The sequence below is a fragment of the Halomonas getboli genome, from assembly GCF_023094245.1.
GTDB classification, from domain to species: domain Bacteria; phylum Pseudomonadota; class Gammaproteobacteria; order Pseudomonadales; family Halomonadaceae; genus Halomonas; species Halomonas getboli.
This window is the reverse complement of record NZ_JALMEW010000006.1, coordinates 59,341-80,968: the sequence shown is the minus strand read 5'-3', so window position 1 is coordinate 80,968 and position 21,628 is coordinate 59,341. Positions and strand designations below refer to the sequence as shown.

21 protein-coding genes are annotated in these 21,628 nt (G+C 69.6%); 12 read left to right on the top strand and 9 right to left on the bottom strand.

Annotated elements, in window-relative coordinates; translation table 11 throughout:
- Nucleotides 1-64: 64 nt before the first annotated feature.
- Nucleotides 65-274, bottom strand: a complete 210-nt coding sequence (locus tag MYL53_RS13365) for a PA3496 family putative envelope integrity protein (RefSeq protein ID WP_247854444.1) — start codon at nt 272-274, stop codon at nt 65-67.
- A 201-nt stretch (nt 275-475) separates the two neighbouring features.
- Here MYL53_RS13365 and hexR point away from each other — a divergent pair, with 201 nt between their 5' ends.
- From hexR to MYL53_RS13350, 3 genes are all read left to right on the top strand, one after another.
- A complete protein-coding gene (hexR, locus tag MYL53_RS13360; RefSeq protein WP_247854443.1) occupies nt 476-1,336 on the top strand; it encodes a transcriptional regulator HexR in 861 nt (286 codons plus the stop codon).
- 204 nt (nt 1,337-1,540) lie between these two features.
- Complete coding sequence (gene uvrD, locus MYL53_RS13355) at nt 1,541-3,739, top strand: DNA helicase II (protein WP_247854442.1); 2,199 nt, start codon at nt 1,541-1,543, stop codon at nt 3,737-3,739.
- A gap of 190 nt (nt 3,740-3,929) precedes the next feature.
- Complete coding sequence (locus tag MYL53_RS13350) at nt 3,930-5,030, top strand: TRAP transporter substrate-binding protein (protein WP_247854441.1); 1,101 nt, start codon at nt 3,930-3,932, stop codon at nt 5,028-5,030.
- 16 nt (nt 5,031-5,046) lie between these two features.
- On the opposite strand, the gene MYL53_RS13345 is transcribed toward MYL53_RS13350, so the two are convergent.
- Nucleotides 5,047-5,454: an acyl-CoA thioesterase gene (locus tag MYL53_RS13345; RefSeq protein ID WP_247854440.1), complete on the bottom strand. Its 408-nt coding sequence runs from the start codon at nt 5,452-5,454 to the stop codon at nt 5,047-5,049.
- 183 nt (nt 5,455-5,637) lie between these two features.
- Between MYL53_RS13345 and MYL53_RS13340 the strand changes: the two genes are divergently transcribed.
- From MYL53_RS13340 to cysZ, 6 genes are all read left to right on the top strand, one after another.
- Nucleotides 5,638-6,570 carry a phosphate ABC transporter substrate-binding protein gene (locus tag MYL53_RS13340; RefSeq protein WP_247854439.1) on the top strand — a complete coding sequence of 311 codons (933 nt, stop codon included), beginning with the start codon at nt 5,638-5,640 and terminating at the stop codon, nt 6,568-6,570.
- Nucleotides 6,571-6,650: 80 nt separating this feature from the next.
- On the top strand, nt 6,651-7,877 hold the full coding sequence (locus tag MYL53_RS13335; protein WP_247854438.1) for an ABC transporter permease subunit: 1,227 nt from the start codon (nt 6,651-6,653) through the stop codon (nt 7,875-7,877).
- Complete coding sequence (pstA, locus tag MYL53_RS13330; RefSeq protein ID WP_247854437.1) at nt 7,874-9,436, top strand: phosphate ABC transporter permease PstA; 1,563 nt, start codon at nt 7,874-7,876, stop codon at nt 9,434-9,436. The genes MYL53_RS13335 and pstA overlap by 4 nt, the downstream gene beginning before the upstream one ends.
- A gap of 28 nt (nt 9,437-9,464) precedes the next feature.
- The gene (pstB, locus tag MYL53_RS13325) at nt 9,465-10,277 is read left to right on the top strand and encodes a phosphate ABC transporter ATP-binding protein PstB (RefSeq protein WP_247854436.1); all 813 of its coding nucleotides are present in this window, start codon (nt 9,465-9,467) and stop codon (nt 10,275-10,277) included.
- Nucleotides 10,278-10,301: 24 nt separating this feature from the next.
- The gene (phoU, locus tag MYL53_RS13320) at nt 10,302-11,030 is read left to right on the top strand and encodes a phosphate signaling complex protein PhoU (RefSeq protein ID WP_247854435.1); all 729 of its coding nucleotides are present in this window, start codon (nt 10,302-10,304) and stop codon (nt 11,028-11,030) included.
- An 82-nt stretch (nt 11,031-11,112) separates the two neighbouring features.
- The gene (cysZ, locus tag MYL53_RS13315; protein WP_247854434.1) at nt 11,113-11,853 is read left to right on the top strand and encodes a sulfate transporter CysZ; all 741 of its coding nucleotides are present in this window, start codon (nt 11,113-11,115) and stop codon (nt 11,851-11,853) included.
- 84 nt (nt 11,854-11,937) lie between these two features.
- On the opposite strand, the gene phoR is transcribed toward cysZ, so the two are convergent.
- The 4 genes from phoR to MYL53_RS13295 all read right to left on the bottom strand — a co-directional run bounded on the left by phoR (nt 11,938) and on the right by MYL53_RS13295 (nt 15,461).
- Nucleotides 11,938-13,251, bottom strand: a complete 1,314-nt coding sequence (gene phoR / locus MYL53_RS13310) for a phosphate regulon sensor histidine kinase PhoR (protein ID WP_247854433.1) — start codon at nt 13,249-13,251, stop codon at nt 11,938-11,940.
- A gap of 1 nt (nt 13,252) precedes the next feature.
- Complete coding sequence (phoB, locus tag MYL53_RS13305) at nt 13,253-13,942, bottom strand: phosphate regulon transcriptional regulator PhoB (RefSeq protein WP_247854432.1); 690 nt, start codon at nt 13,940-13,942, stop codon at nt 13,253-13,255.
- Nucleotides 13,943-14,047: 105 nt separating this feature from the next.
- Entirely contained in the window at nt 14,048-14,941 is an 894-nt protein-coding gene (gene ubiA, locus MYL53_RS13300; RefSeq protein WP_247854431.1) for a 4-hydroxybenzoate octaprenyltransferase, read from the bottom strand.
- Nucleotides 14,942-14,984: 43 nt separating this feature from the next.
- Nucleotides 14,985-15,461: a chorismate--pyruvate lyase family protein gene (locus MYL53_RS13295; RefSeq protein ID WP_247854562.1), complete on the bottom strand. Its 477-nt coding sequence runs from the start codon at nt 15,459-15,461 to the stop codon at nt 14,985-14,987.
- A gap of 151 nt (nt 15,462-15,612) precedes the next feature.
- On the opposite strand from MYL53_RS13295, the gene MYL53_RS13290 reads away from it, so the two are divergent.
- From MYL53_RS13290 to MYL53_RS13280, 3 genes are all read left to right on the top strand, one after another.
- Complete coding sequence (locus MYL53_RS13290; RefSeq protein WP_247854430.1) at nt 15,613-16,773, top strand: NAD(P)/FAD-dependent oxidoreductase; 1,161 nt, start codon at nt 15,613-15,615, stop codon at nt 16,771-16,773.
- A gap of 165 nt (nt 16,774-16,938) precedes the next feature.
- Nucleotides 16,939-17,214: an HU family DNA-binding protein gene (locus MYL53_RS13285; protein ID WP_016855929.1), complete on the top strand. Its 276-nt coding sequence runs from the start codon at nt 16,939-16,941 to the stop codon at nt 17,212-17,214.
- Nucleotides 17,215-17,289: 75 nt separating this feature from the next.
- Complete coding sequence (locus tag MYL53_RS13280; protein ID WP_247854429.1) at nt 17,290-17,646, top strand: hypothetical protein; 357 nt, start codon at nt 17,290-17,292, stop codon at nt 17,644-17,646.
- Nucleotides 17,647-17,669: 23 nt separating this feature from the next.
- On the opposite strand, the gene MYL53_RS13275 is transcribed toward MYL53_RS13280, so the two are convergent.
- The 3 genes from MYL53_RS13275 to MYL53_RS13265 form a co-directional block, all read right to left on the bottom strand.
- Nucleotides 17,670-18,368 (bottom strand): pirin family protein, encoded by a 699-nt coding sequence (locus MYL53_RS13275; RefSeq protein ID WP_247854428.1) that lies wholly within the window; start codon nt 18,366-18,368, stop codon nt 17,670-17,672.
- A 179-nt stretch (nt 18,369-18,547) separates the two neighbouring features.
- A complete protein-coding gene (recG, locus tag MYL53_RS13270; RefSeq protein WP_247854427.1) occupies nt 18,548-20,629 on the bottom strand; it encodes an ATP-dependent DNA helicase RecG in 2,082 nt (693 codons plus the stop codon).
- Nucleotides 20,626-21,546, bottom strand: coding sequence for a LysR substrate-binding domain-containing protein (locus MYL53_RS13265; protein WP_247854426.1), 921 nt, complete (start codon nt 21,544-21,546; stop codon nt 20,626-20,628). Before MYL53_RS13265 ends, recG begins: the two co-directional genes overlap by 4 nt.
- Nucleotides 21,547-21,628: the final 82 nt, after the last annotated feature.

The window sequence follows — 21,628 nt, the reverse complement described above, 5'->3', positions numbered from 1 at the left end:
CCGAGAGCCCCGCCCCGTGCGGGGCTCTTTGCGTCAGGGAGCTTCGTTCAGGCGGGTATCGGGATCAGTGCATCCCGTCGGCGTCGTCCTCCGGCAGGTCGGCGATGTCCTGGCTGAGGCGCTTGAACTCCTCGTGGAGCTCGATGCCGCGGCGAGCGCGCAGGTTGCGCTGGGCGGCGGTGCGGGAGCGTTCTTCGTGTTCGACGACTTCCATGCTCATGAAGATGTCGAGGAGTTCGCTCTTGACGGAGGATAACCGTTCGACATTACGCATGATCGACTCTCCTGTCTGCAGTGAGGGTGCCGGCATCGATAGTGGGACGCTGCGCGACACTGCAATTCTTACTATACGCCTCTTGACAGAATGATGAAGATAGGAGTGTCAACGATCCTGTCGGCCCCTCGCTGCCCATGGGGGCGCCGGTTGGGGCATACTGTGGATCATCCCCCGAATCCGCCGACCCAGGAGTGCCGCGTGAGCCTTGGCCTGTTCGATGAAATGAGACGCCGCATGACGCACTTCCGCCGCTCCGAGCAGAAGGTGGCGCGTTTCGTGCTGCGCAATCCCGACGAGGTGATCCACATGCGCATCGTCGACCTGGCCACCGAGGCCAAGGTCAGCGAGCCGACGGTGGTGCGCTTCTGTCGCGCCCTGGGCTGTAACGGCTTTCAGGACTTCAAGCTTCAGCTGGCCCAGATGCTGGCCACCGGCAGCCAGTTCGCCCAGTTCTCGATGAACGACAGCGACTCGGTGGCGGAATTCTCCCAGAGCATCTTCGACTCCACGGTGGGCACCCTGCTGTCGGTGCGCGACCGCCTGGACAACGACGCCCTGAGCCAGGCGATCAACGCCCTGGGCATGGCCAATCGGGTCGAGTTCTACGGCTTCGGCGCCTCCGGGGCGGTGGCCTTCGACGCCCAGCACAAGTTCTTCCGCCTGCAGATCTCCACCGCCGCCTACACCGACCCGCACATGCAGAACATGTCGGCGGTGACGCTCAAGGAGGGCGACGTGGTGGTGGCGATCTCCCAGACGGGGCGCACCCGGGCGCTGGTGGCCAGCGTGCGCCTGGCCCGCGAGGCCGGCGCCACGGTGATCGGGCTGTGCCCCAGCGGCTCGCCGCTGGCCGAGGAGGTGACCCTGCCGCTGTACATCGACGTTCACGAGGACACCGAGATCTACACCCCGATGAGCTCGCGCATCGCCCACCTGGTGATGATCGACGTGCTGGCGGTCGGCGTGGCCAAGTCCCGCGGGCCCAAGCTCGCCGAGCAGCTCAAGTCGGTGAAGAAGAGCCTCAACTCGCTGCGCTATCCGGAGCCGGACGAGTCCTGAGGCTGCTGAAAGACGTCGGCGACGTGGATATTCCTTGTCGCCGGCTTACTATCGGCCTCATCCTGCCCGCCCCTCGCCCCTCGCCCCTCGCCCCTCGCCCCTCGCCCCTCGCCCCTCGCCCCTCGCCCCTCGCCCCTCGCCCCTCGCCCCTCGCCCCTGTGATAAGCTGTCGGGCCATTTTCCGAGCAGCGATGCCTTCCCGCTATGGACGACGTCACGGCGATTCTCGACCACATGAACCCGGCCCAGCGCGAGGCCGTCAGCGCTCCCCAGGGCAACATGCTGGTGCTGGCCGGCGCCGGCTCGGGCAAGACCCGGGTGCTGGTGCATCGCATCGCCTGGCTGATGCAGGCCGAGGGGCTCTCGCCCTACGCCGTGCTGGCGGTGACCTTCACCAACAAGGCGGCCCGCGAGATGCGCACCCGCCTGGAGGCGCTGCTCGGCATCTCGCTGCGCCACGTCTGGGTCGGCACCTTCCACTCCATCGCCCATCGTCTGCTGCGCACCCACTGGCAGGACGCGCGGCTGCCCCAGCACTTCCAGATCATCGACGGCGACGATCAGCTGCGCCTGATCAAGCGGCTGCTCAAGGACAACAACGTCGACGACGAGCGCTTCCCGCCGCGCCAGGTGCAGTCGTTCATCTCCGGTTGCAAGGAGGAGGGGCTGCGCCCGCACCAGGTGGACGCCCACGGCGACGCCTACATGACCCAGATGGTCGAGCTCTACGAGCGCTATCAGCTGACCTGCGAGCGCGGCGGCCTGGTCGACTTCGGCGAGCTGCTGCTGCGAAGCCTCGAGCTCTTGCGCGACAATCCCGCCCTGCTGGCCCACTACCAGGAGCGCTTTGCCCACGTGCTGGTCGACGAGTTCCAGGACACCAACACCCTGCAGTACGCCTGGCTGAAGCTGCTCACCGGCATGAAGACGCCGATGACCGTGGTCGGCGACGACGACCAGTCGATCTACGGCTGGCGCGGTGCGCGGATCGAGAACATCCGCCGCTTCGAGGACGAGTTCCCGGCCACCAAGACGGTGCGCCTGGAGCAGAACTATCGCTCGACCAGCGCCATCCTCGACGCCGCCAACGCCCTGATCCGCCACAACTCGGAGCGCATGGGCAAGGAGCTGTGGACCGCCGGTGACCGCGGCGAGCCGATCTCGCTGTACGGCGGCTTCAACGACCTGGACGAGGCGCGCTTCATCGTCGACACCATCCGCGAGAAGGTCGAGACGGGCATGACGCGCCGCGAGATCGCCATCCTCTATCGCTCCAACGCCCAGTCGCGGGTGATCGAGGAGACGCTGATCCGCCAGGGCGTGCCCTACCGCATCTACGGCGGCCAGCGCTTCTACGAGCGCCTGGAGATCAAGAACGCCCTGGCCTACCTGCGGCTGTTGCTCAACCGCGACGACGACGCCTCGCTGGAGCGGGTGATCAACGTGCCGGCACGCGGCATCGGCACCCGCACCGTCGAGGTGCTGCGCGAGCGCGCCCGTCATACCGGCATCTCGCTGTGGCAGGCGCTGCATGACGCCCAGCTCGACGGCTCACTCAAGGGCCGCGCGGTGTCCTCGGTGAAGGCCTTCGCCGACCTGGTCGAGCGGCTCGACGACGAGACCTCCGGCATGGCGCTCCACGAGATCATCGATCACGTCAACGAGCGCACCGGGCTGGTCGAGCACCACCGCAACGAGAAGGGCGAGAAGGGCCAGGCCCGGGTCGAGAACCTCGAGGAGCTGGTCACCGCCGCCAAGGCCTTCAGCCAGGGCGAGACCCTGGACACCGTGGAGGCCGGCGAGGGCATGGCCGCGCTGGAGGCGTTCCTCGCCGAGGCCGCGCTCAACGCCGGCGAGCACGAGGCCGACGAGTTCGAGGACTGCGTGCAGCTGATGACCCTGCACTCGGCCAAGGGCCTGGAGTTCCCGGTGGTCTTCGTGGCCGGCGTCGAGGAGGGCCTGTTCCCGCACAAGATGTCGATGGAGGAGCCCGGCCGCCTCGAGGAGGAGCGCCGGCTGTGCTACGTGGGCCTGACCCGGGCGATGCAGAAGCTCTACCTGACCCACGCCGAGCTGCGCCGCCTGCACGGCAAGGAGACCTTCCAGCGGCCGTCGCGCTTCCTGCGCGAACTGCCCGAGGACTGCCTCGAGGAGGTGCGCCTGCGCGGCCAGATCTCGCGGCCGGTCACCGCCTCGCGGCCCGGCCCGCGCCAGGAGAGCGTCGACGGCGGCGCCGACCTGCCCTCGCTGGCACTGGGCCAGCGGGTCAGCCACCCGATCTTCGGTGAGGGCGTGATCCTCAATGCCGAGGGAGAAGGCGAACGCGCCCGGGTACAGGTCAGCTTCGAGGGCGAGGGCGACAAGTGGCTGGTGCTGGGCTTCGCCAAGCTGACGCCTCTATAGAGATCGCCTACCTGGAGACAAGGGCTTCGATATGGTGAGGAGCGCCGCCGACGGATCGCTCCGGGCCTTACCGTTCATGGCGCGACGGTCGTTCGCTTGCTGATAAATGCCGCTTTCGCGATACTGCCCGGCGGACACCGATATGCCGCTCGGCATGCGATACGAAAAGAACAGCAAGGAGCCCTCCCCCATGGAGCGCCGCAATTTCCTCAAGACCAGCCTCAAGACCCTGGGCGCCGGCACCGCCGGTGCCGTCGCCGCCCCCTTCGTCAACACCGTCAGCGCTCAGGAGACCATCACCTGGAACATGGTGACCTCCTGGCCCAAGAACTTCCCGGCCCTGGGCACCGGCGCCAACGACCTCGCCGAGCGTATCGAGCGCATGTCCGGCGGCCGCATGCGGGTGCGGGTCCATGGGGCCGGCGAGATGGTCCCGGCGCTGGAGGTGTTCGACGCGGTCTCCGCCGGTACCGCCGAGATGGGGCACTCGGCCTCCTACTACTGGCGTGGCAAGGTCGCCGCGGCGCAGTTCTTCACCGCGGTGCCGTTCGGCATGACCGCCACCGAAACCAACGCCTGGCTCTACTACGGCGGCGGGCAGGCGCTGTGGGACGAGCTCTATGCCGAGCACAACCTCAAGCCCTTTGCGGTGGGCAATACCGGCACCCAGATGGCCGGCTGGTTCAAGAAGGAGATCCACTCCCTCGACGACATGCAGGGGCTCAAGCTGCGCCTGCCGGGGCTTGCCGGCGAGGCCATGAGCGGCATCGGCGTAACCACCCTGACGATCCCGGGCAGCGAGATCTTCACCTCCATGGAGACCGGGGTGCTGGACGCCGCGGACTGGGTCGGCCCCTACAACGACCTGGCCTTCGGCCTGCACCAGGTGGCCGACTACTACTATACCTCGGCCTGGAACGAGCCCAGTGCGATCCTCGAGGGCACCGTCAATCTGGATGCCTGGAACGCGCTGCCGGACGACCTCAAGGCGGTGGTCACCGAGGCCACCCGGGCCTCCAACCTGGCGATGATCAGCGAGTTCGCCTTCCGCAACGCCGAGGCGCTGCGAACCCTGGTCGACGAGCATGGCGTCCAGCTGCGACAGTTCCCCGACGACGTCATGGCGGCGCTGCACGAGTCCTCGCAGCAGGTCATTCAGCAGCAGATCGAGAGCGACGAGGCCTCGAAGCGGATCTTTGAGGCCTATCGCGACTTCCAGGGGCGTGTCAGCGACTTCACCGATATCGGCGAGCTGGCCTACCTGAAGTCGCGGGAAAACCTCGTCGGCTGAGGCGAGTCCGGGCGGCTCAGCCGCCCTGGCGAACCGCGCGGATGCGGCCGTTGTCGTCCAGCGCCACCGTCACGAAGCGTGCCTCGGTGACCTTGTGCAGCTCGTTGGGGTCGCGCTCGTGGGGCGAGCGGCTCCACACCTCGACGTCGATCTTGATCGAACTGTGGCCGATCTCGCGGACCTCGGTGAAGATGTTGACCATCGAGCCGACTCGCACCGGGCACAGGAAGTCCATGGCCTCGACGGCCACGGTGGCGGTGCGCCCTCCGGCCTCGCGGCCGGCGGCGATTTCGGCGGCCTGGTCCATGTGGCCGACCAGCCAGCCGGCGGAGATATCGCCGTGGAAGTTGGTATCCTGGCGGCGGGCGACCAGCTTCAGGGTCAGATGGCCGCGCGGGGCCGGGATGTCGTCGAGTTCGCTCATGGCAGGGTCTCGCCTGGCTTGTTGTTGTGTGGGACCTGTGACGGCGCCGCGTCGTGGCGCGGGATCGACGGATCGATCGCCACCGGCCAGGGATCAGAGAAACATGATAAACGTCGTGGGCGTGGCCACTCTACCCCGTGAGGTAGAGGGCCGCGCCCGATCCGTATGAGCGGGAGAAGATGCATGATAGCGCTCCTTCGTCGCTGCCTGCCGGTCTGGCTGTGGCTCCTCGCCGGGCTATGGGCGGCGCCGGTCTCGGCCGACCACCAGGTCGGCACCCTCGACACCATCGGCTCCGACACCATGGCGGGGCTGATGCTGCGCTGGGGCGAGCTGCTCGGCGAGCGCTACCCGGGGCTGCGGGTTCAGCTGCGCGCGGTGGGCTCGGCCAGCGCGCCGCCGGCGCTGACCGCCGGCACCACCCTGCTGGGGCCCATGTCGCGGCCGATGACCGCGGACGAGCGCCAGGCCTTCATCGATCGCCACGGTTATCCGCCGCGTGAGGTGGTGGTGGCGCGGGACGCCCTGGTGGTGGTGGTGAACCGCCACAATCCGCTGCCGAGCCTGTCGCAGCGGGAATTCGACGCCATCTTCTCCGAGTCGCGGCGCTGCGGCGCCACCGAGGGCATTCGTCGCTGGCAGCAGCTGGGGCTCGAGTCGCCGGTCGGGCCCATCGTGCTGCACGGCCGTAACGCCGTCTCCGGCACCCACGGGCTGTTCCGCCGCGAGGGCCTGTGCAACGGCAGCTTCCGTCCCGAGGTCAACGAGCACCCGGGATCGGCCGCGGTGGTGGAGTCGGTGGCCGACGATCCGCTGGCCATCGGCTACGCCGGGCTCAATCACCTGACCCCCGGCGTGCGGGCGGTGCCGCTGCGCGATGCCGACGGGAGGGTGCACGAACCGACGCCCCAGGAGGTGCGCAGCGACGCCTACCCGCTGGCCCGGGACCTGCGCATCTATGTCAATCAGCCGCCGGGTTCGTCGCTGCCCGACGCCGAGCGGGCCTTCCTCGACCTGGTGTTTTCGGTCGAGGGCCAGGCCATCGTCGAGGAGCTCGGCTTCGTGTCGCTGCCGGCGGCGACCCTGGTGCGGCAGCGCCGGATCCTCGGGCTGTGATAACACGAAACGTGACACCGTCACCGCATTGTCATGACAATGTCGTAACCTTGCGCTAATTCCCCGACCCCTCGGCTTCCATGCACGATTCCCCCGCCTCACCGCTGCTACGCCGCCGCCTGCGACAGGGCCGCGATCGCCTGGCCACGGCGCTGATCACTGCCGGGGGGATCGGCGTCATCGCCGCGGTGATGGCGATCGGCGTCTTCCTGTTCGTGGAGGTCCTGCCGCTGTTCTGGCACGGCGCATCGACCGCGCCCCAAGTGAATGTCGATACATTGTGGCTGCCCCAGAGCTATCCCGGCCTGGACGAGCCCGTCTACCGCTGGGAGCCGGCCCTGCCCGAGGGCGATCCGGGGCCGCGCTTCAGCCTGGCGCCGTTGGCCTGGGGCACGCTGGAAGCGGCGGCCTGGTCGCTGGTGGTGGCGGTGCCGCTGGCGCTGGGGGCGGCCGCCCACTCGGCGCTGTTCATGTCGCGCCGGCTCCGGGCCGCGATCAAGCCGACCCTGGAGTTGATGGAGGCCTTGCCCGGCGTGGTGATCGGTTTCCTGGCCGGCCTGGTGTTGGCGCCCTGGCTGGAGGCGCATCTCGGGCTGGGGCTGACCCTGCTGCTGCTGGTGCCGCCCGGCGTGGTGCTGGGCGGGGCGCTGTGGAGCCGGCTGCCCGGCCGGCTGCGCCGGCGCCTGCCGCTGGGCTGGTCGGCGCTGTGGCTGCTGCCCTGGCTGCTGCTGCTGTGGAGTCTGGCGAAGTGGCTGGCGCCGTGGCTGGAGGGCTGGTGGTTCGACGGCGACCTGCGGGCCTGGCTCGCCGTTCATCTGGGGCTCGACTACGTGAGTCGCAATGCGATCATCGTCGGCATGGCGATGGGCTTCGCGGTGATGCCGACCATCTATGCCCTGGCCGAGGACGCCCTCTCCGGGGTGCCCACGAGCCTGGCCGAGGGCGCCCAGGCGCTGGGCGCGACGCGCTGGCAGACCCTGTGCCGGGTGGTGCTGCCGGCCGCCGCGCCGGGGGTGTTCTCGGCGGTGATGATCGGCGCCGGGCGCGCGGTGGGCGAGACCATGATCGTGCTGATCGCCAGCGGCAACACCGCCCTGATGACCGCCAGTCCGCTGGACGGCCTGCGTTCCTTGGCGGCCAGCATCGCCATCGAGCTGCCCGAGGCGGCCCCGGGCGGGACCCACTATCGCGTGCTGCTGCTGGCGGCGCTGCTGCTGTTCCTGTTCACCTTCCTGGTCAACACCCTGGCCGAAGTGGTTCGCGGCCGGCTGCGCCGCCGCTATCGGCGTATGGGAGACTCCCCATGAGCCTGACCTGGCGTCGGCCCGGCCGCGCGCGGCTGCCTCGCGGCGAGGGGCCCTGGGCCTGGCTGGCCGCAGGTAGCGTCTCGCTGTCGCTGCTGCTGCTGGCCCTGCTGCTGGGCCTGCTGGCGGTGCGTGGCCTGGGGACCTTCTGGCCGAGCGAGGTGGCCCAGCTGACCCTGACCGACGGCAGCACCGTCGCCGGCCGCCCGGTGAAGACGTCGCCGCTGCCCGACGGCGAGGGGAGGGAACGCCTCTATCGTACCGACAATCGCGACCTGAACGGCGATATCTGGACCTGGATCCCGGTGGACGATATCGAGCGCGAGGCCTATCCCCGGGACCTGGTGGTGCTGGAGCGAAGCCGCTGGAGCGCCTTCATCGGCCGCCTGGTGGCCTGGCGGCCCGCCGACGGCGAGCAGCGCGAGGGGGCGGCGGCCTGGGAGGCCCTCCAGGCGAGCCTGGCGGAGCACCGGCGCCAGCGCGACACGATCGAGCGGCTCAAGGAGCGCCGTCTGCTGCCGCTGGCTCGGCGCCTGGAGGCCGAGGGTGAGGTGCCGGCCCTGGTCGCGTCGCTGGAGGACGTCCAGGCCCGTATCCGTGCCCTGCGTGCCGCCATGAAGGGCGACCTGGTGGTGATGGAGAGCGTCGACGGGCGCCGCATCCGCCAGCCCGTCGAGGAGATCATGAGGGCGCGCCGCCCCAACGCCATGAGCTCGGTGGATCGCTTCCTCGCCTGGGGCCATCGGGTCTGGCGCTTCCTCTCCGAGGGGCCGCGCGCCGGCAACGTCGAGGACGGTGTGTGGCCGGCGATCTTCGGCACCATCCTGATGGTGATGCTGATGTCGCTGCTGGTCACGCCCTTCGGCGTGCTGGCGGCGGTCTATCTCAATGAGGTGGCCCACCAGGGACGCCTGACCCGGCTGGTGCGCATCGGCGTGCGCAACCTGGCCGGGGTGCCCTCCATCGTCTACGGCGTGTTCGGCCTGGGGGTGTTCGTCTATGGCATCGGCGGCCAGATCGACCGCTGGTTCTTCGAGCAGACGCTGCCGTCGCCGACCTTCGGCACCGGCGGCCTGCTGTGGTCGTCGCTGACCCTGGCGCTGCTGACCCTGCCGGTGGTGATCGTGGCCACGGAGGAGGGGCTGTCGCGGATTCCCGACCGCCAGCGCGAGGGGGCCCTGGCGCTGGGCGCGACGCGCCTGGAGATGCTGACCCGGGTGGTGCTGCCGATGGCGATGCCGGCGATGCTCACCGGCGTGATCCTGGCGGTGGCGCGGGCCGCCGGCGAGGTGGCGCCGCTGATGCTGGTCGGGGTGGCCAAGCTGGCGCCTCAGGTACCGCTGGACGGCGAGTTCCCCTACCTGCATCTTGAAAGAAAGTTCATGCATCTGGGCTATCACATCTTCGACACGGCCTTCCACGGCAACGATGTGCAGGCGGCCATGCCGATCGTCTATGGTTCGGCGCTGCTGCTGGTGCTGGTGATCCTGGTGCTTAACCTGACTGCAATATTTCTGCGCCATCATCTGCGTTCACGCCACGGCAGCCTCTCGCGATACTGAGGACGGCCGTGGTGCCAAGGGGTATGCAATGCCGCTCAAGCAGGACCCGGCTCCGCGGCGCGGAGCCTTCGTCGACTTTTCGCCCGAGGCCTCCTGTCTGGAGATCTCGGGCTTCGGGCTGCGCTATGCCGACAAGCCGGCGCTGCGCGACCTGACCCTGCGGGTGCCGCGGCATCGGGTCACCGCCTTCATCGGCCCCTCGGGCTGCGGCAAGTCGACCCTGTTGCGGGCCCTCAATCGCCTGCACGACCTCAACGAAGACGTGCGGCGGGAGGGCGAGATCCGCCTCGAGGGCCAGGAGATTCATGCCCCCGAGGTGGCGGTGGCCGAGCTGCGTCGGCGGGTCGGCATGGTGTTCCAGGCGCCGAACCCCTTCCCGATGTCGATCTACGACAACGTGGCCTTCGGGCTGCGGCTGCAGGGCGGGCTGCGCAAGCGGCGCATCGACGACATCGTCGAGTGGTCGCTGCGCTCGGCGGCGCTGTGGGATGAGGTGAAGGACCGCCTCCAGGCCTCGGCCTGGGCGCTGTCCGGCGGTCAGCAGCAGCGTCTGGTGATCGCCCGGACCCTGGCGGTGGAGCCCGAGGTGCTGCTGCTTGACGAGCCGGCCTCGGCCCTGGACCCGATCTCCACGCTCAAGGTGGAGGAGCTGATCCGCAACCTGAAGTCGAGCCTGACCCTGGTGCTGGTTACCCACAACATGCAGCAGGCGGCGCGGGTATCGGACTACACCGCCTTCCTGCAGGACGGCGAGTTGGTGGAGTACGCCTCCACCGATACCCTGTTCACCAATCCGCGCCTCGCGCGCACCGAGAACTACATTACCGGACGCATGGCCTGACGCCGGCGCCCTCAGGAGAGTCTCATGGACATCACCAGCGATATCCACAGCCAGCACATCTCGCGGCAGTTCAATCATGAGCTCGAGGAGCTCAAGACCCACCTGATGGCCATGGGCGGGCTGGTCGAGAAGCAGGTACAGGACGCCGTCCGTGCCCTGCTCGACGGCGATTCCGCCCTGGCCGAGCGGGTGATCGACAACGATCGTGCCGTCAACGACATGCAGATCAAGATCGACGACGAGTGCACCCAGATCCTGGCCCGACGCCAGCCGGCCGCCTCCGACCTGCGCCTGGTGCTGGCGGTGATCCGCGCCGCCTCCGATCTCGAGCGTATCGGCGACGAGGCCAGCAAGATCGCGCGCAACGCCGTGGAACTGGTCGAGGCCCAGAACGGTAGCCGCGGCTTCGTCGAGGTGCGCGTGATCAGCGAGCACGTGCGCAAGATGATGCGCGACGCCCTGACCGCCTTCGCCCGCTTCGACACCGAGCTGGCGCTCAAGGTGGTGCAGGAGGACGAGCAGGTCGACAGCGAGTACCGCAGCGCCATGCGCTCGCTGATGACCTTCATGATGGAAGACGCCCGGGCGATCTCGCCGGTGCTCGGCATCATGTGGATCCTGCGCGCCCTGGAGCGGGTCGGCGACCACTCCAACAACCTGGCCGAATACGTGGTCTATCTGGTCAAGGGCCTCGACATCCGCCACACGGCACCGGATGATCTCGGCGACGAGGTGCTCGGCGACGAGGGCTGAACCCCGCTCGACCGGCACTGTCCATGAAGCGGCCGTCGCCCTGGCGACGGCCGCCGTCGTCGTGATGGAGGAAATGACACCGATGCTGGATGCCTTCTCGGCGCTGTCCCGGGGGACGCGCCTGGTCTACACCCCCGGCCTGCGCCGCTACGTGTTCCTGCCGATCCTCGCCAACCTGGTGGTCTATTCGGCCATGCTGAGCTACGTGCTGACCCACTTCGGCGGCTGGCTCGACGGCTGGATGGCCATGGTGCCGGGCTGGCTGGACTGGCTGTCGTGGCTGATCTGGCCGCTGTTCGTGCTCAGCCTGGGACTGATCGTGTTCTTCAGCTTCACCCTGGTGACCCAGCTGATCGCCGCGCCCTTCTACGGCCTGCTGGCCGAGCGGGTCGAGCGCGAGATCACCGGTCGCCCACCGCTGGACGACCGCGGCCTGGTGCGTACCGGCGTCGATGCCCTGGGCCGCGAGCTGGTCAAGCTGGGCTACATCCTGCCGCGCATGCTGGCGCTGTTCGTGATCGGCTGGATTCCGGTGATCAACCTGATCGCGCCCGTGCTGTGGCTGCTGTTCTCGGCCTGGATGATGGCGGTCACCTACCTCGACTATCCGATGGACAACAACAAGGTGCCCTTCGCCGACATGCGCCGCCGGCTCGCGGCGCGGCGCTGGCCGACGCTCACCTACGGCGGCTGGGTGATGCTGATTACCTGGGTGCCGCTGGCCAACCTGTTCCTGCTGCCCGGCGCGGTGGCCGGCGCGGTGCTGATGTGGGAAGACCACTATCGGGCGCTGGCGCCCGACATCGCCCCGGCGAGGCGCTGACGCCCGGGCCTTGGCTAGGCGTTGTGATCATGTGCCCCCCTCCGTCCGACCCGCGTCGGGCGGAGTCGCGTCTGGGGGAAGGAGTCAGGCGCGCCGGGAGGCCGGCGTGGCGTCGGTGAGGCGCGCGGCGGGGAAGATGCAGCGGAAGGTGGCCCCCTCGCCGAGCCGGGAGTCGATCTCCAGCCGGGCGTCGTGGCGCAGCAGCACGTGCTTGACGATGGCCAGCCCCAGGCCGGTGCCGCCGGTGGCGGTGCTGCGGCCCTTGTCGACGCGGTAGAAGCGCTCGGTGAGGCGCGGGATGTGCAGCGGGTCGATGCCCTCGCCGTCGTCTTCCACCTCCAGGCAGGCGCCGTCGTCCCAGGGGCGCCAGCGCAGCACGATGCGGCTGCCCTCGCCGGCGTAGCGCACGGCGTTGAAGGCCAGGTTGGAGACGGTGCTGTGCAGCTCCTTCTCGGAGCCGAGCAGGCCGCGGGGCTCGTCGATCTCCACTTCCAGCGTGTGATGGCCCTCGGACAGCGCCTCGGCGTCGCGCCGCACGGCCTCGAGCAGGCTGGCGGGATCGATGCGGATGTCGTCGTGGCCGCCCTGGTCGTTCTCCAGCCGCGACAGCAGCAGCAGGTCGTTGACCAGGTTCTGCATGCGCTTGGTCTGGCTCTGCATCTGGCCGATGCCGCGGCCTAGCCGCTCGGGCAGCATCTCGGCCATGTCGCCGTAGGTCTCGAGGTAGCCCGACAGCACGGTGAGCGGGGTGCGCAGCTCGTGGGAGACGTTAGCCACGAAGTCGCGGCGCATCTGTTCCAGGCGGTGCAGACGGGTGATGTCGCGTGCCATCACCAGGCGCTCGTCGTCGCCGTAGAGGGTGATCTGGAACTGCAGGATCAGGTTCTCGTCGATCGGTGAGCACAGCGTCAGCGGCTCGCGGTAGTCCCGGGCGTGGAAGTAGTCGACGAAGCCCGGGTCGCGCAGCAGGTTGGTGATGTGCTGGCCGCGGTCGTGGGCCGGCTTGAGGCCCAGCATGCGCTCGGCGGCGCTGTTCCACCACTCCATATCGCCGTGGCGGTCGAGCATCACCACGCTGTCGCGCATCGCCTCGGAGGATTCCTGAATGCGGCTCAGGGTGTCGCGCAGCCGCCGCTGGGTGATGCGCTGGCCCTTCTGATAGCGGTAGAGGCGATCGAATAGCTCGCCCCACAGCCCCATCGCGGCGGGCGGTTCGTCATGAGGATGATGGGTCAGCCATTGCTGCAGCGCGTGCAGCTGGCGCAGCTGGTAGAAGAGGTAGACGGCGAGCCCCACGGCGATGCCGAGGCCGCTCAGGGCGAAGGGCCAGCCGACCAGGGCGCCGACGACCACCAGGGCCGCCAGCCGCCACCATTCGCGCCGCCACAGCCGGCTCACGTCAGGCCTTGGCGGAGAAGCGGTAGCCGGTGCCGCGCACGGTCTGGATCAGCTGCTGGTGCGGCTCGCCCAGCGCCTTGCGCAGCCGGCGGATATGCACGTCCACGGTGCGCTCCTCGACGTAGACGTTGCCGCCCCACACCTGGTCGAGCAGCTGGCCGCGGGTGTAGGCGCGCTCCTGGTGGGTCATGAAGAACTGCAGCAGGCGGTACTCGGTGGGGCCGATCTCCAGCGACTGGCCGTCGACGCTGACCCGATGGCTGACCGGATCGAGCATCAGCCCATCGACCTGCACCGGCTCCTCGACGCCGCGCGGCGTGGCCCGGCGCAGCACCGCCTTGAGGCGGGCCACCAGCTCGCGGGGCGAAAAGGGCTTGGTGATGTAGTCGTCGGCCCCGGATTCGAGCCCCTGGATCTTGTTGTCCTCTTCGCCCTTGGCGGTGAGCATGATGATCGGCAGCTCGGCGGTGCTTTCCTCGCGCTTCAGGCGGCGGGCGAGTTCGACGCCACTGGTGCCCGGCATCATCCAGTCCAGCAGCACCAGATCGGGCTGATGGTCGACGACCATGGCGTGGGCGCTCTGGGCATTGTCTGCCTCGAGCACGCGATAGTCGGCCATCTCCAGCGCCACCGCGATCATCTCGCGGATCGGCGCCTCATCATCGACGATCAGTACGGTCTTGGCAGTCATCCCGGGGCCTCATGGTCGAGCTAATGACATCTTGGTGACGATGACAGCATGTCCTTGTGACAATACCGTGACAGCCGCCGCCTGTCGCCCCCGCTCGGCGGGCCCTCAGGCGCCTGCGCCCGGCCATAGCGACAGCGCGATACCGGCGAAGACCAGCAGCCCCGACCAGTGATTGTTGAGGAAGGCCTGGAAGCAGCGGTCGCGATCGCGGTGGCGGATCAGCCGCTGCTGATGGGCGAAGGTCGCCGCCATGGCGGCCAGGCCCAGCCAGAAGAAGCCGCCCAGGCCGAGGCGCGCCCCGGCCCAGGCCAGCAGCGCCAGGGTGGCCAGCTGCAGCAGGCCGATGATCAGCCTGTCGGCGCGGCCGAACAGCACCGCGGTGGACTTGATGCCGATGCGCAGGTCGTCGTCGCGGTCGACCATGGCGTACTCGGTGTCGTAGGCCACCGTCCACAGCACGTTGGCGGCGAACAGCAGCCAGGCCTCCAGCGGCACCTGGCCGAGCACCGCGCCGAAGGCCATCGGGATGGCCCACGAGAAGGCCGCGCCCAGCACCACCTGGGGCAGGTGGGTGTAGCGCTTCATGAAGGGATAGACGAAGGCCAGGATCACGCCGCCCACCGACAGCATCACGGTGAAGGCATTGGTGAAGCACACCAGCACGAAGGCCGCCAGCACCAGGCCGGCGAACAGCCCTTTGGCCTCGCCTTCGCTGATGCGCCCGGTGGCCAGGGGGCGCGATTTGGTGCGCTTCACGTGGCCGTCGAAGTGCCGGTCGGCGTAGTCGTTGACCACGCAGCCCGCGGCTCGCATCAGATAGACCCCGGCGACGAAGATCAGCAGCAGCCGGCGCTCGGGAACACCCTCGGCCGCCGCCCACAGCGCCCATAGCGTCGGCCACATCAGCAGCCAGGTGCCGATCGGGCGGTCGAGGCGGGTCAGGTGCAGGAAGTCGGGCAGCCGGGCCAGCCCCTTGGGGTGCATCAGGGAACGTTCCATCTGGGTCTCTCGGTTGAATCGGACGACGCGGGTTTTGGGCAGCCTATCGCGGCGGCAGGGCCAGGTCATCCGCCATGGCGTCGAGGAAGAACTCCTGGACTAGCACCGCGAAGCGGCCGTGGCGCAGCACCGAGCGCCGGCCCCAGGGGCCGGGTGCGTCGAGGAAGGGGGCCGGGTCGGCGCTGATCTCGATGGGCCCGCGCGCGAGGCCGGGCTGGCGGAACAGCCAGTGGCCCAGCGAACGCTCGCCGAGGCCCGCGAGCCGCTGGCCGCGCAGGCCGTGCAGCGGCGCGACCGAGCGCGCCATTACCCAGGGGCGGCTGTCGAGACACAGCGCCACCTCGCGTCGCCAGACCAGGCGGTCCGGCGCCATGCCCAGCGCCAGGGCCTCGTCGCGGCGCGGCCGACCCAGGCGCTGGTCAAGCAGCCGGACCCGGAAGCGGCGCGGGGCGCCGGCCTCGATCAGGCGCTGGGTCAGCGAGCCTCGGGAGGCGACCCACTGCCACCAGGCCGGGCTCATGGCGGGGCGGGCCGCTGCCAGGGGGCGCCATCGGGGAGCGAGGGCCGGGGCGTGTGTCACTTGCGCTACTCCGCGTCCAATGCAAGGGGCGGCTAGTGTACCATGGCGCGCCGAGCGGCCATCCCGGGCGACCCGCCCCGCGAGGAGAAGCATGAGCGCACCCCTGACCATCATCGGCTCCGGCATGGCCGGGCTGGGCCTGGCGCGACAGGTCCGGGCCCGGCAGCCCGAGCGTCCCATCACCCTGATCACCGCCGACAGCGGCGACGACTATTCCAAGCCGCTGCTCTCCACCGGCTTCGCCAAGCGCCTGCCGCCGGAGCGGCTGGCCTCGCGCGGCGCCCTGGAGGCGGCCGAGACGCTGGGCGTGACGATGCGCACGCACACCCGGGTCGAGGCCATCGACCCGGCCGCGCGCACCCTGGCCATCGGCGCCGAGCGGCTGCCCTGGGGCGAGCTGGTGCTGGCCACCGGCGCGGCTCCGGCGCCGCCGTTCGCCATTCCCGAGACGCTGGCCGACCGGGTCCACAGCGTCAACGACCTCGACGACTACCGCGCCTTCCACGCCGCCCTGGCGGCGCTCGGCCGCTCGGCCCGGGTCGCCGTGGTCGGCATCGGCCTGGTGGGCTGCGAGTTCGCCAACGACCTGGCCGCCGATGGCCATGCGGTCGAGATGATCGCCCCGGAGGCGGCGCCGCTGCCGCGGCTGCTGCCCGAGCCGCTGGGCCGGGCCCTGGGCGAGGCCTTCTTCGAGGCCGGCATCGTCCTGCACACCGGGCGCACGGTCGAGGCGCTCGCGCCCGAGGGCGGACGGGTGGCGCTGGGCCTGGACGACGGTGCCGCCCTCGAGGCCGACCTGGTGCTGGTGGCCACCGGCCTGCGGCCGCGCAGCGCGCTGGCCGAGGCCGCGGGGCTTGCCGTGGGGCCGGCCGGCATCCTCGTCGATCGTAGGCTGCTGACCTCGGTGCCCGGCATCCACGCGCTGGGCGACGTGGCCTGCGTCGACGGCGTCAATGCCATGTACGTCCAGCCGCTGCAGGCCGGCGCCAAGGCGCTAGCGGCGACGCTTTCCGGCACGCCCACCGAAGTGCGCTATGGCCCCTGGCCGGTGCTGGTGAAGACGCCGCTGTTGCCTGTGGTCTCGCTGCCGCCGATGAGGGCGCCCGCCCGCTGGCGCATCGAGGGCGAAGGGCGGGATCTGGCCGCCCTGGCCGAAGATGAAGACGGACGTTTGATCGGATTTGCGTTGACAGGCGCCTGCGTGCGTCGGAAAGTCGAACTGGCGCGCGCTGCGCCGCCGTTGCTAGGCTAGTGACGTCAACGACGGCGCCCCGGTGCTCCGGGGCCGGCAGCAACGTTGCCACACGGCGTCATCCGCATGCCGCCCGGTCGGCGTCATGCGAGTGGTGCATGAATTACCGCAAATAACAACGCGGCCGATGGGATCATCGGCAGGATGTCAAACCAGGAGGGCTGTATGCGCAAACCCGAACTCGCCGCGGCGATCGCCGAACGTGCCGATCTTTCCAAGGACAAGGCCAGCCAGGTGCTGAACGTCATTCTCGACGAGATCACCGGCAGCGTCTCCGACGGCAAGGACGTGTCGCTGATCGGTTTCGGCACCTTCACCGTGCGCGAGCGTGCCGCCCGCACCGGCAAGAACCCCCAGACCGGCGAATCCCTGACCATCCCGGCCAGCAAGACCGTGGCCTTCAAGCCGGGCAAGGGGCTCAAGGACGCCGTCGCCAAGTAAGGCGCGACGCGCGGCCCGACTCCCGGGCCGCGCTGCCTCCTCTCTCATTTTCGTTTTCCGGCCAACGGTGGACCGATGAAGCTACGGCTGATGCTGTGGGTGCTCGGCGTGCTGCTCAAGCGTGCGCTGCGGCGCAAGCCCGCCTTCCGCGACCGCCTGGGTGAACTGAAGCGCCTCGACTGGGGCATCGGCACCGAGGATCTGCACGTGACCCGCCACTACCGGATGTCGCCCCGCGGCATCGAGACCGGGACCGGACTGCCGATCGACCTCGACCTGGAGCTGCGCTTCGAGGATGCGGAAAGCGCGATTCGCTTCCTGCGTAAACCGACCCAGAAGGCCTTCCTCGACGGCATGATGGCCGGCCGCGTGCGGCTGGTCGGCGACGCGAAGGACCTCGACCGCCTGCAGGGCCTGCTGAAGCACCTCTGACCCTCACTGCCACCGGTCTGCCGTCAGGGCAGGTCGAACACCAGCACCTCCGCTTGCGTGCCGCCTTCCAGCGTGACGCGCGCTTCCTGCTGCAGCTTGAGCGCATCGCCGGCGTCCAGCGGCTGCCCGTTGACCGTCACGCTGCCGCGGGCGACGTGAACGTAGCCGCGACGCCCCGGGGACAGCGAGAGCTCGGTGCGCTCGTCGCCGTCGATCAGGGCGGCATAGACGCTGGCGTCCTGCTGGATCACCAGCGAACCGTCGCGGCCGTCCGGGGTGATGATCGGCCGCAGCCGGCCGCGCTTCTCCGCCGCGTCGAAGATCGCCTCCTGATAGCGCGGCTCGAGTCCCGATTCCCGTGGCGTCAGCCAGATCTGCAGGAAGTGCACCGGCCGCTCGGGCGAGGCGTTGAACTCGCTGTGCTGGACCCCTGTGCCGGCGCTCATCAGCTGCACCTGACCGGGACGCAGCGTGGAGCCGTGGCCGAGGGTGTCGCGGTGGGACAGCTCGCCGTCGAGCACGTAGGAGAGGATCTCCATGTCGCGGTGGCCGTGCTGGCCGAAGCCCTGGCCGGGGGCGACTCTATCCTCGTTGATCACCCGCAGCTCGCTGAAGTGGAGATGGCGCGGGTCGAAGTAGTGGGCGAAGGAGAAGCTGTGGCGGCTGTCGAGCCAGCCGTGGTCGGCATGGCCGCGTTCCCGGGCGGGGCGAAGGGTGAGCATTGATTTCCTCCTTATCATTCGAATGCTTATTAATGGTGCCCAGTTTACGCGTCGATTTATACGAACGAAAAGCGCATAAAAATCCGAAAATCATTCGATAAAAAAGAAAGGATGGGAGAGGAAAGGAGAGAGGGCCGGGCGATGGCGTTCGAGACGCCATCGCCCGGCCGGTGGGGCCGCTACACCTGGCCGTAGCGGCCGGCTTCCTCGCCCAGCCAGCGGCGGATCAGCGGCCGGCTGGCCTCGGGGTGTTCGGCCAGCAGCGCCTCGGCCAGCGGCGAGATGCGCGGCAGCAGGTCGGCGTCGCGCTCCAGGTCGGCGATCTTCATCTGTGCCAGGCCCGTCTGGCGGGTGCCCAGCACCTCGCCGGGGCCGCGGATCTCCAGGTCCTGCTCGGCGATGCGGAACCCGTCGTTGGTCTCGCGCATCACCGTCAGTCGCTTGCGCGAGTGGTCCGACAGCGGCGGATGATAGAGCAGCACGCAGAAGCTCTCGGTGGAGCCGCGGCCGACCCGGCCGCGCAGCTGGTGCAGCTGGGAAAGGCCTAGCCGCTCGGGATTCTCGATGATCATCAAGCTGGCGTTGGGCACGTCGACCCCGACCTCGATCACCGTGGTGGCCACCAGCAGGTCCAGCTCGCCGGCCTTGAAGGCGGCCATCACCTCGGCCTTCTCGGCGGCCTTCATGCGGCCGTGGACCAGGCCGATCGAGAGCTCAGGCAGCGCTTCGACCAGCTCGTCGCGGCTGGCCTCGGCGGCCTGGCACTGCAGCGCCTCGGACTCCTCGATCAGGGTGCAGACCCAGTAGGCCTGGCGGCCCTCGGCGCAGGCGTGGCGGATGCGCTCGACCACCTCGGGACGGCGCTCGTCGGGCACCACCACCGTCTTCACCGGGGTGCGCCCGGGCGGCAGCTCGTCGATCACCGAGACGTCCAGGTCGGCGTAGGCGCTCATCGCCAGAGTGCGCGGGATCGGCGTGGCGGTCATCACCATCTGGTGGGGCGTCAGGCCGCCGGCCTCGCCCTTCTCGCGCAGCGCCAGGCGCTGGTGAACGCCGAAGCGGTGCTGCTCGTCGATGATTGCCAGGCCCAGGCGCTGGAAGTGGACATCGCCCTGAAACAGCGCGTGGGTGCCGACCACCATCTGCGCCCGGCCGTCGTGGATCGCCGCCTTGGCGTCGAGCCGCGCCTTGCCCTTGAGCTTGCCCGCCAGCCAGGCCACCTCGATGCCTAGCGGCTCGAACCAGGCCTTGAAGGCGCGGTAGTGCTGCTCGGCGAGGATCTCGGTGGGCGCCATCATGGCCGCCTGGCAGCCGCCGGCGATGGCCGACAGCGCCGCCATGGCGGCGACCACCGTCTTGCCCGAGCCCACGTCGCCCTGCACCAGCCGCAGCATCGGCCGCTCCTCGGCCAGGTCGGCGCGGATCTCGTCGAGCACCCGGCGCTGGGCGCCGGTCAGCGAGAACGGCAGCTGGGTCAGGAAGCGGGCCTGCAGGCCGCGGCCGTCGGACAGCGCCGGGGCGCCGTCCTCCTGAATGCGCAGCCGTACCTCCCGCAGGCTCAGCCGATGGGCCAGCAGCTCTTCCAGGGCCAGCCGGCGCGCGGCCGGGTGGCGGCCCTCGGCCAGCGCCTCCGGGTCGGCCTCCGGCGGCGGATGGTGCAGCTCGCGCAGGCAGTCGTGCAGCTCGGGCAGGCCGTATTGCCGGCGCAGCGACTCGGGCAGCCATTCCGGCAGCGCCTCGGGGGCCTGTTCGAGCCGGGTCAGGGCCTGGTCGATCAGCGCCCGCAGGCGCGTCTGGTGCAGCCCCTCGGTGGTCGGGTAGATGGGCGTGAGGTGGTCCTCCACCGCCGGTGCGCCCTCGCCGATCAGGCGATACTCGGGGTGATAGATCTCGAGCCCGGTGGCGCCGGCCCGGGCCTCGCCGAAGGCGCGCACCCGGGCACCGGGGCGGAACTGCTGCTGCTGGACCGGCGAGAAGTGGAAGAAGCGCAGGCTGAGGATGCCGGAGCCGTCCTTGAGCCGCACCAGCAGGCTGCGGCGCCGGCCGCGCACCACGTCGGCGGCCATCACCTCGCCCTCGACCACGGCCTCGTCGCCGGAGCGGAGCCCGGCGACGGGGGTGATGCGGGTGCGGTCCTGGTAGCGCAGCGGCAGGTGGAACAGCAGGTCGGCGACGGCGTCGATGCGCAGGCGGCCCAGCTTCTGGGCCAGCGCCTCGCCGACGCCCTTGAGGTCCGTGACGGGGGCGTCGAGGCCGCTCATGCCGGCTCGGTCGTGGCCGCGCGGCAGCGGGCGATGGCCTCGGTGACCGCGTCGATGGCCTGGGGCCGCGGGAAGCTGGCGCGCCAGGCGATGGCCACGGTGCGGGAGGGGCTCGGCGGCGAGAACGGCCGGCTGGTCAGCAGGCCGCTCTCGTAGTGGCCGGTGCCGATCGCCGAGCGCGGCAGCACGGTGATGCCGAGCCGCGAGGCGACCATGTGGCGGATCGTCTCCAGCGAACCGCCCTCGGCGGTCAGGGTATTGTTGGGGCTGTTGAGCTTCTGGCTGATGGCCGGGCAGGCCTCGAGGATCTGGTCGCGGAAGCAGTGGCCTTCGCCGAGCAGCAGCAACCGTTCGCTGAGGAGGTCTTCCTTGTCGATGCTCTCGCGCTCGGCCCAGGCGTGATCGGCCGGGATCAGCACGTCGAAGGCCTCCTCGTAGAGCGGCTTGGTCACCACGTCGGTCTCGGTGAAGGGCAGTGCGACGATGATGGCATCGAGCTCGCCGCTGCGCAGCTTACGGCGCAGGTCACCGGTGAAGCCTTCCTCGATGTAGAGCGGCATCTGCGGCGCGCGTCGGGTCAGCTCCGGGATCAGGTGCGGAAACAGGTAGGGGCCGACGGTGTAGATGGCCCCGATGCGCAGCGGGCTGGCCAGCTGGTCGCGGCCGGCGCTGGCCAGCTCCTTGATCACGCTGCTCTGCTCCAGCACGCGCTGGGCCTGTGCGACGATCTTCTCGCCCAGCGGCGTGACCTGTACGGTGGACTTGGAACGCTCGAACAGCGCCACGCCCAGCTCCTCCTCGAGCTTCTTGACGGCCACCGAGAGGGTCGGCTGGGACACGAAGCAGTGCTCGGCGGCGCGCCCGAAGTGGCGCTCCTGGGCCAGGGTTACGATGTAACGGAGTTCTGTTAGAGTCATTTTGGTGCCGGGGCTTCCTCGATGGTCGATGTGTCGCGGGCCCCATCCATAGGGCACCCCAAGGGTCGTCATAGGGACTTTT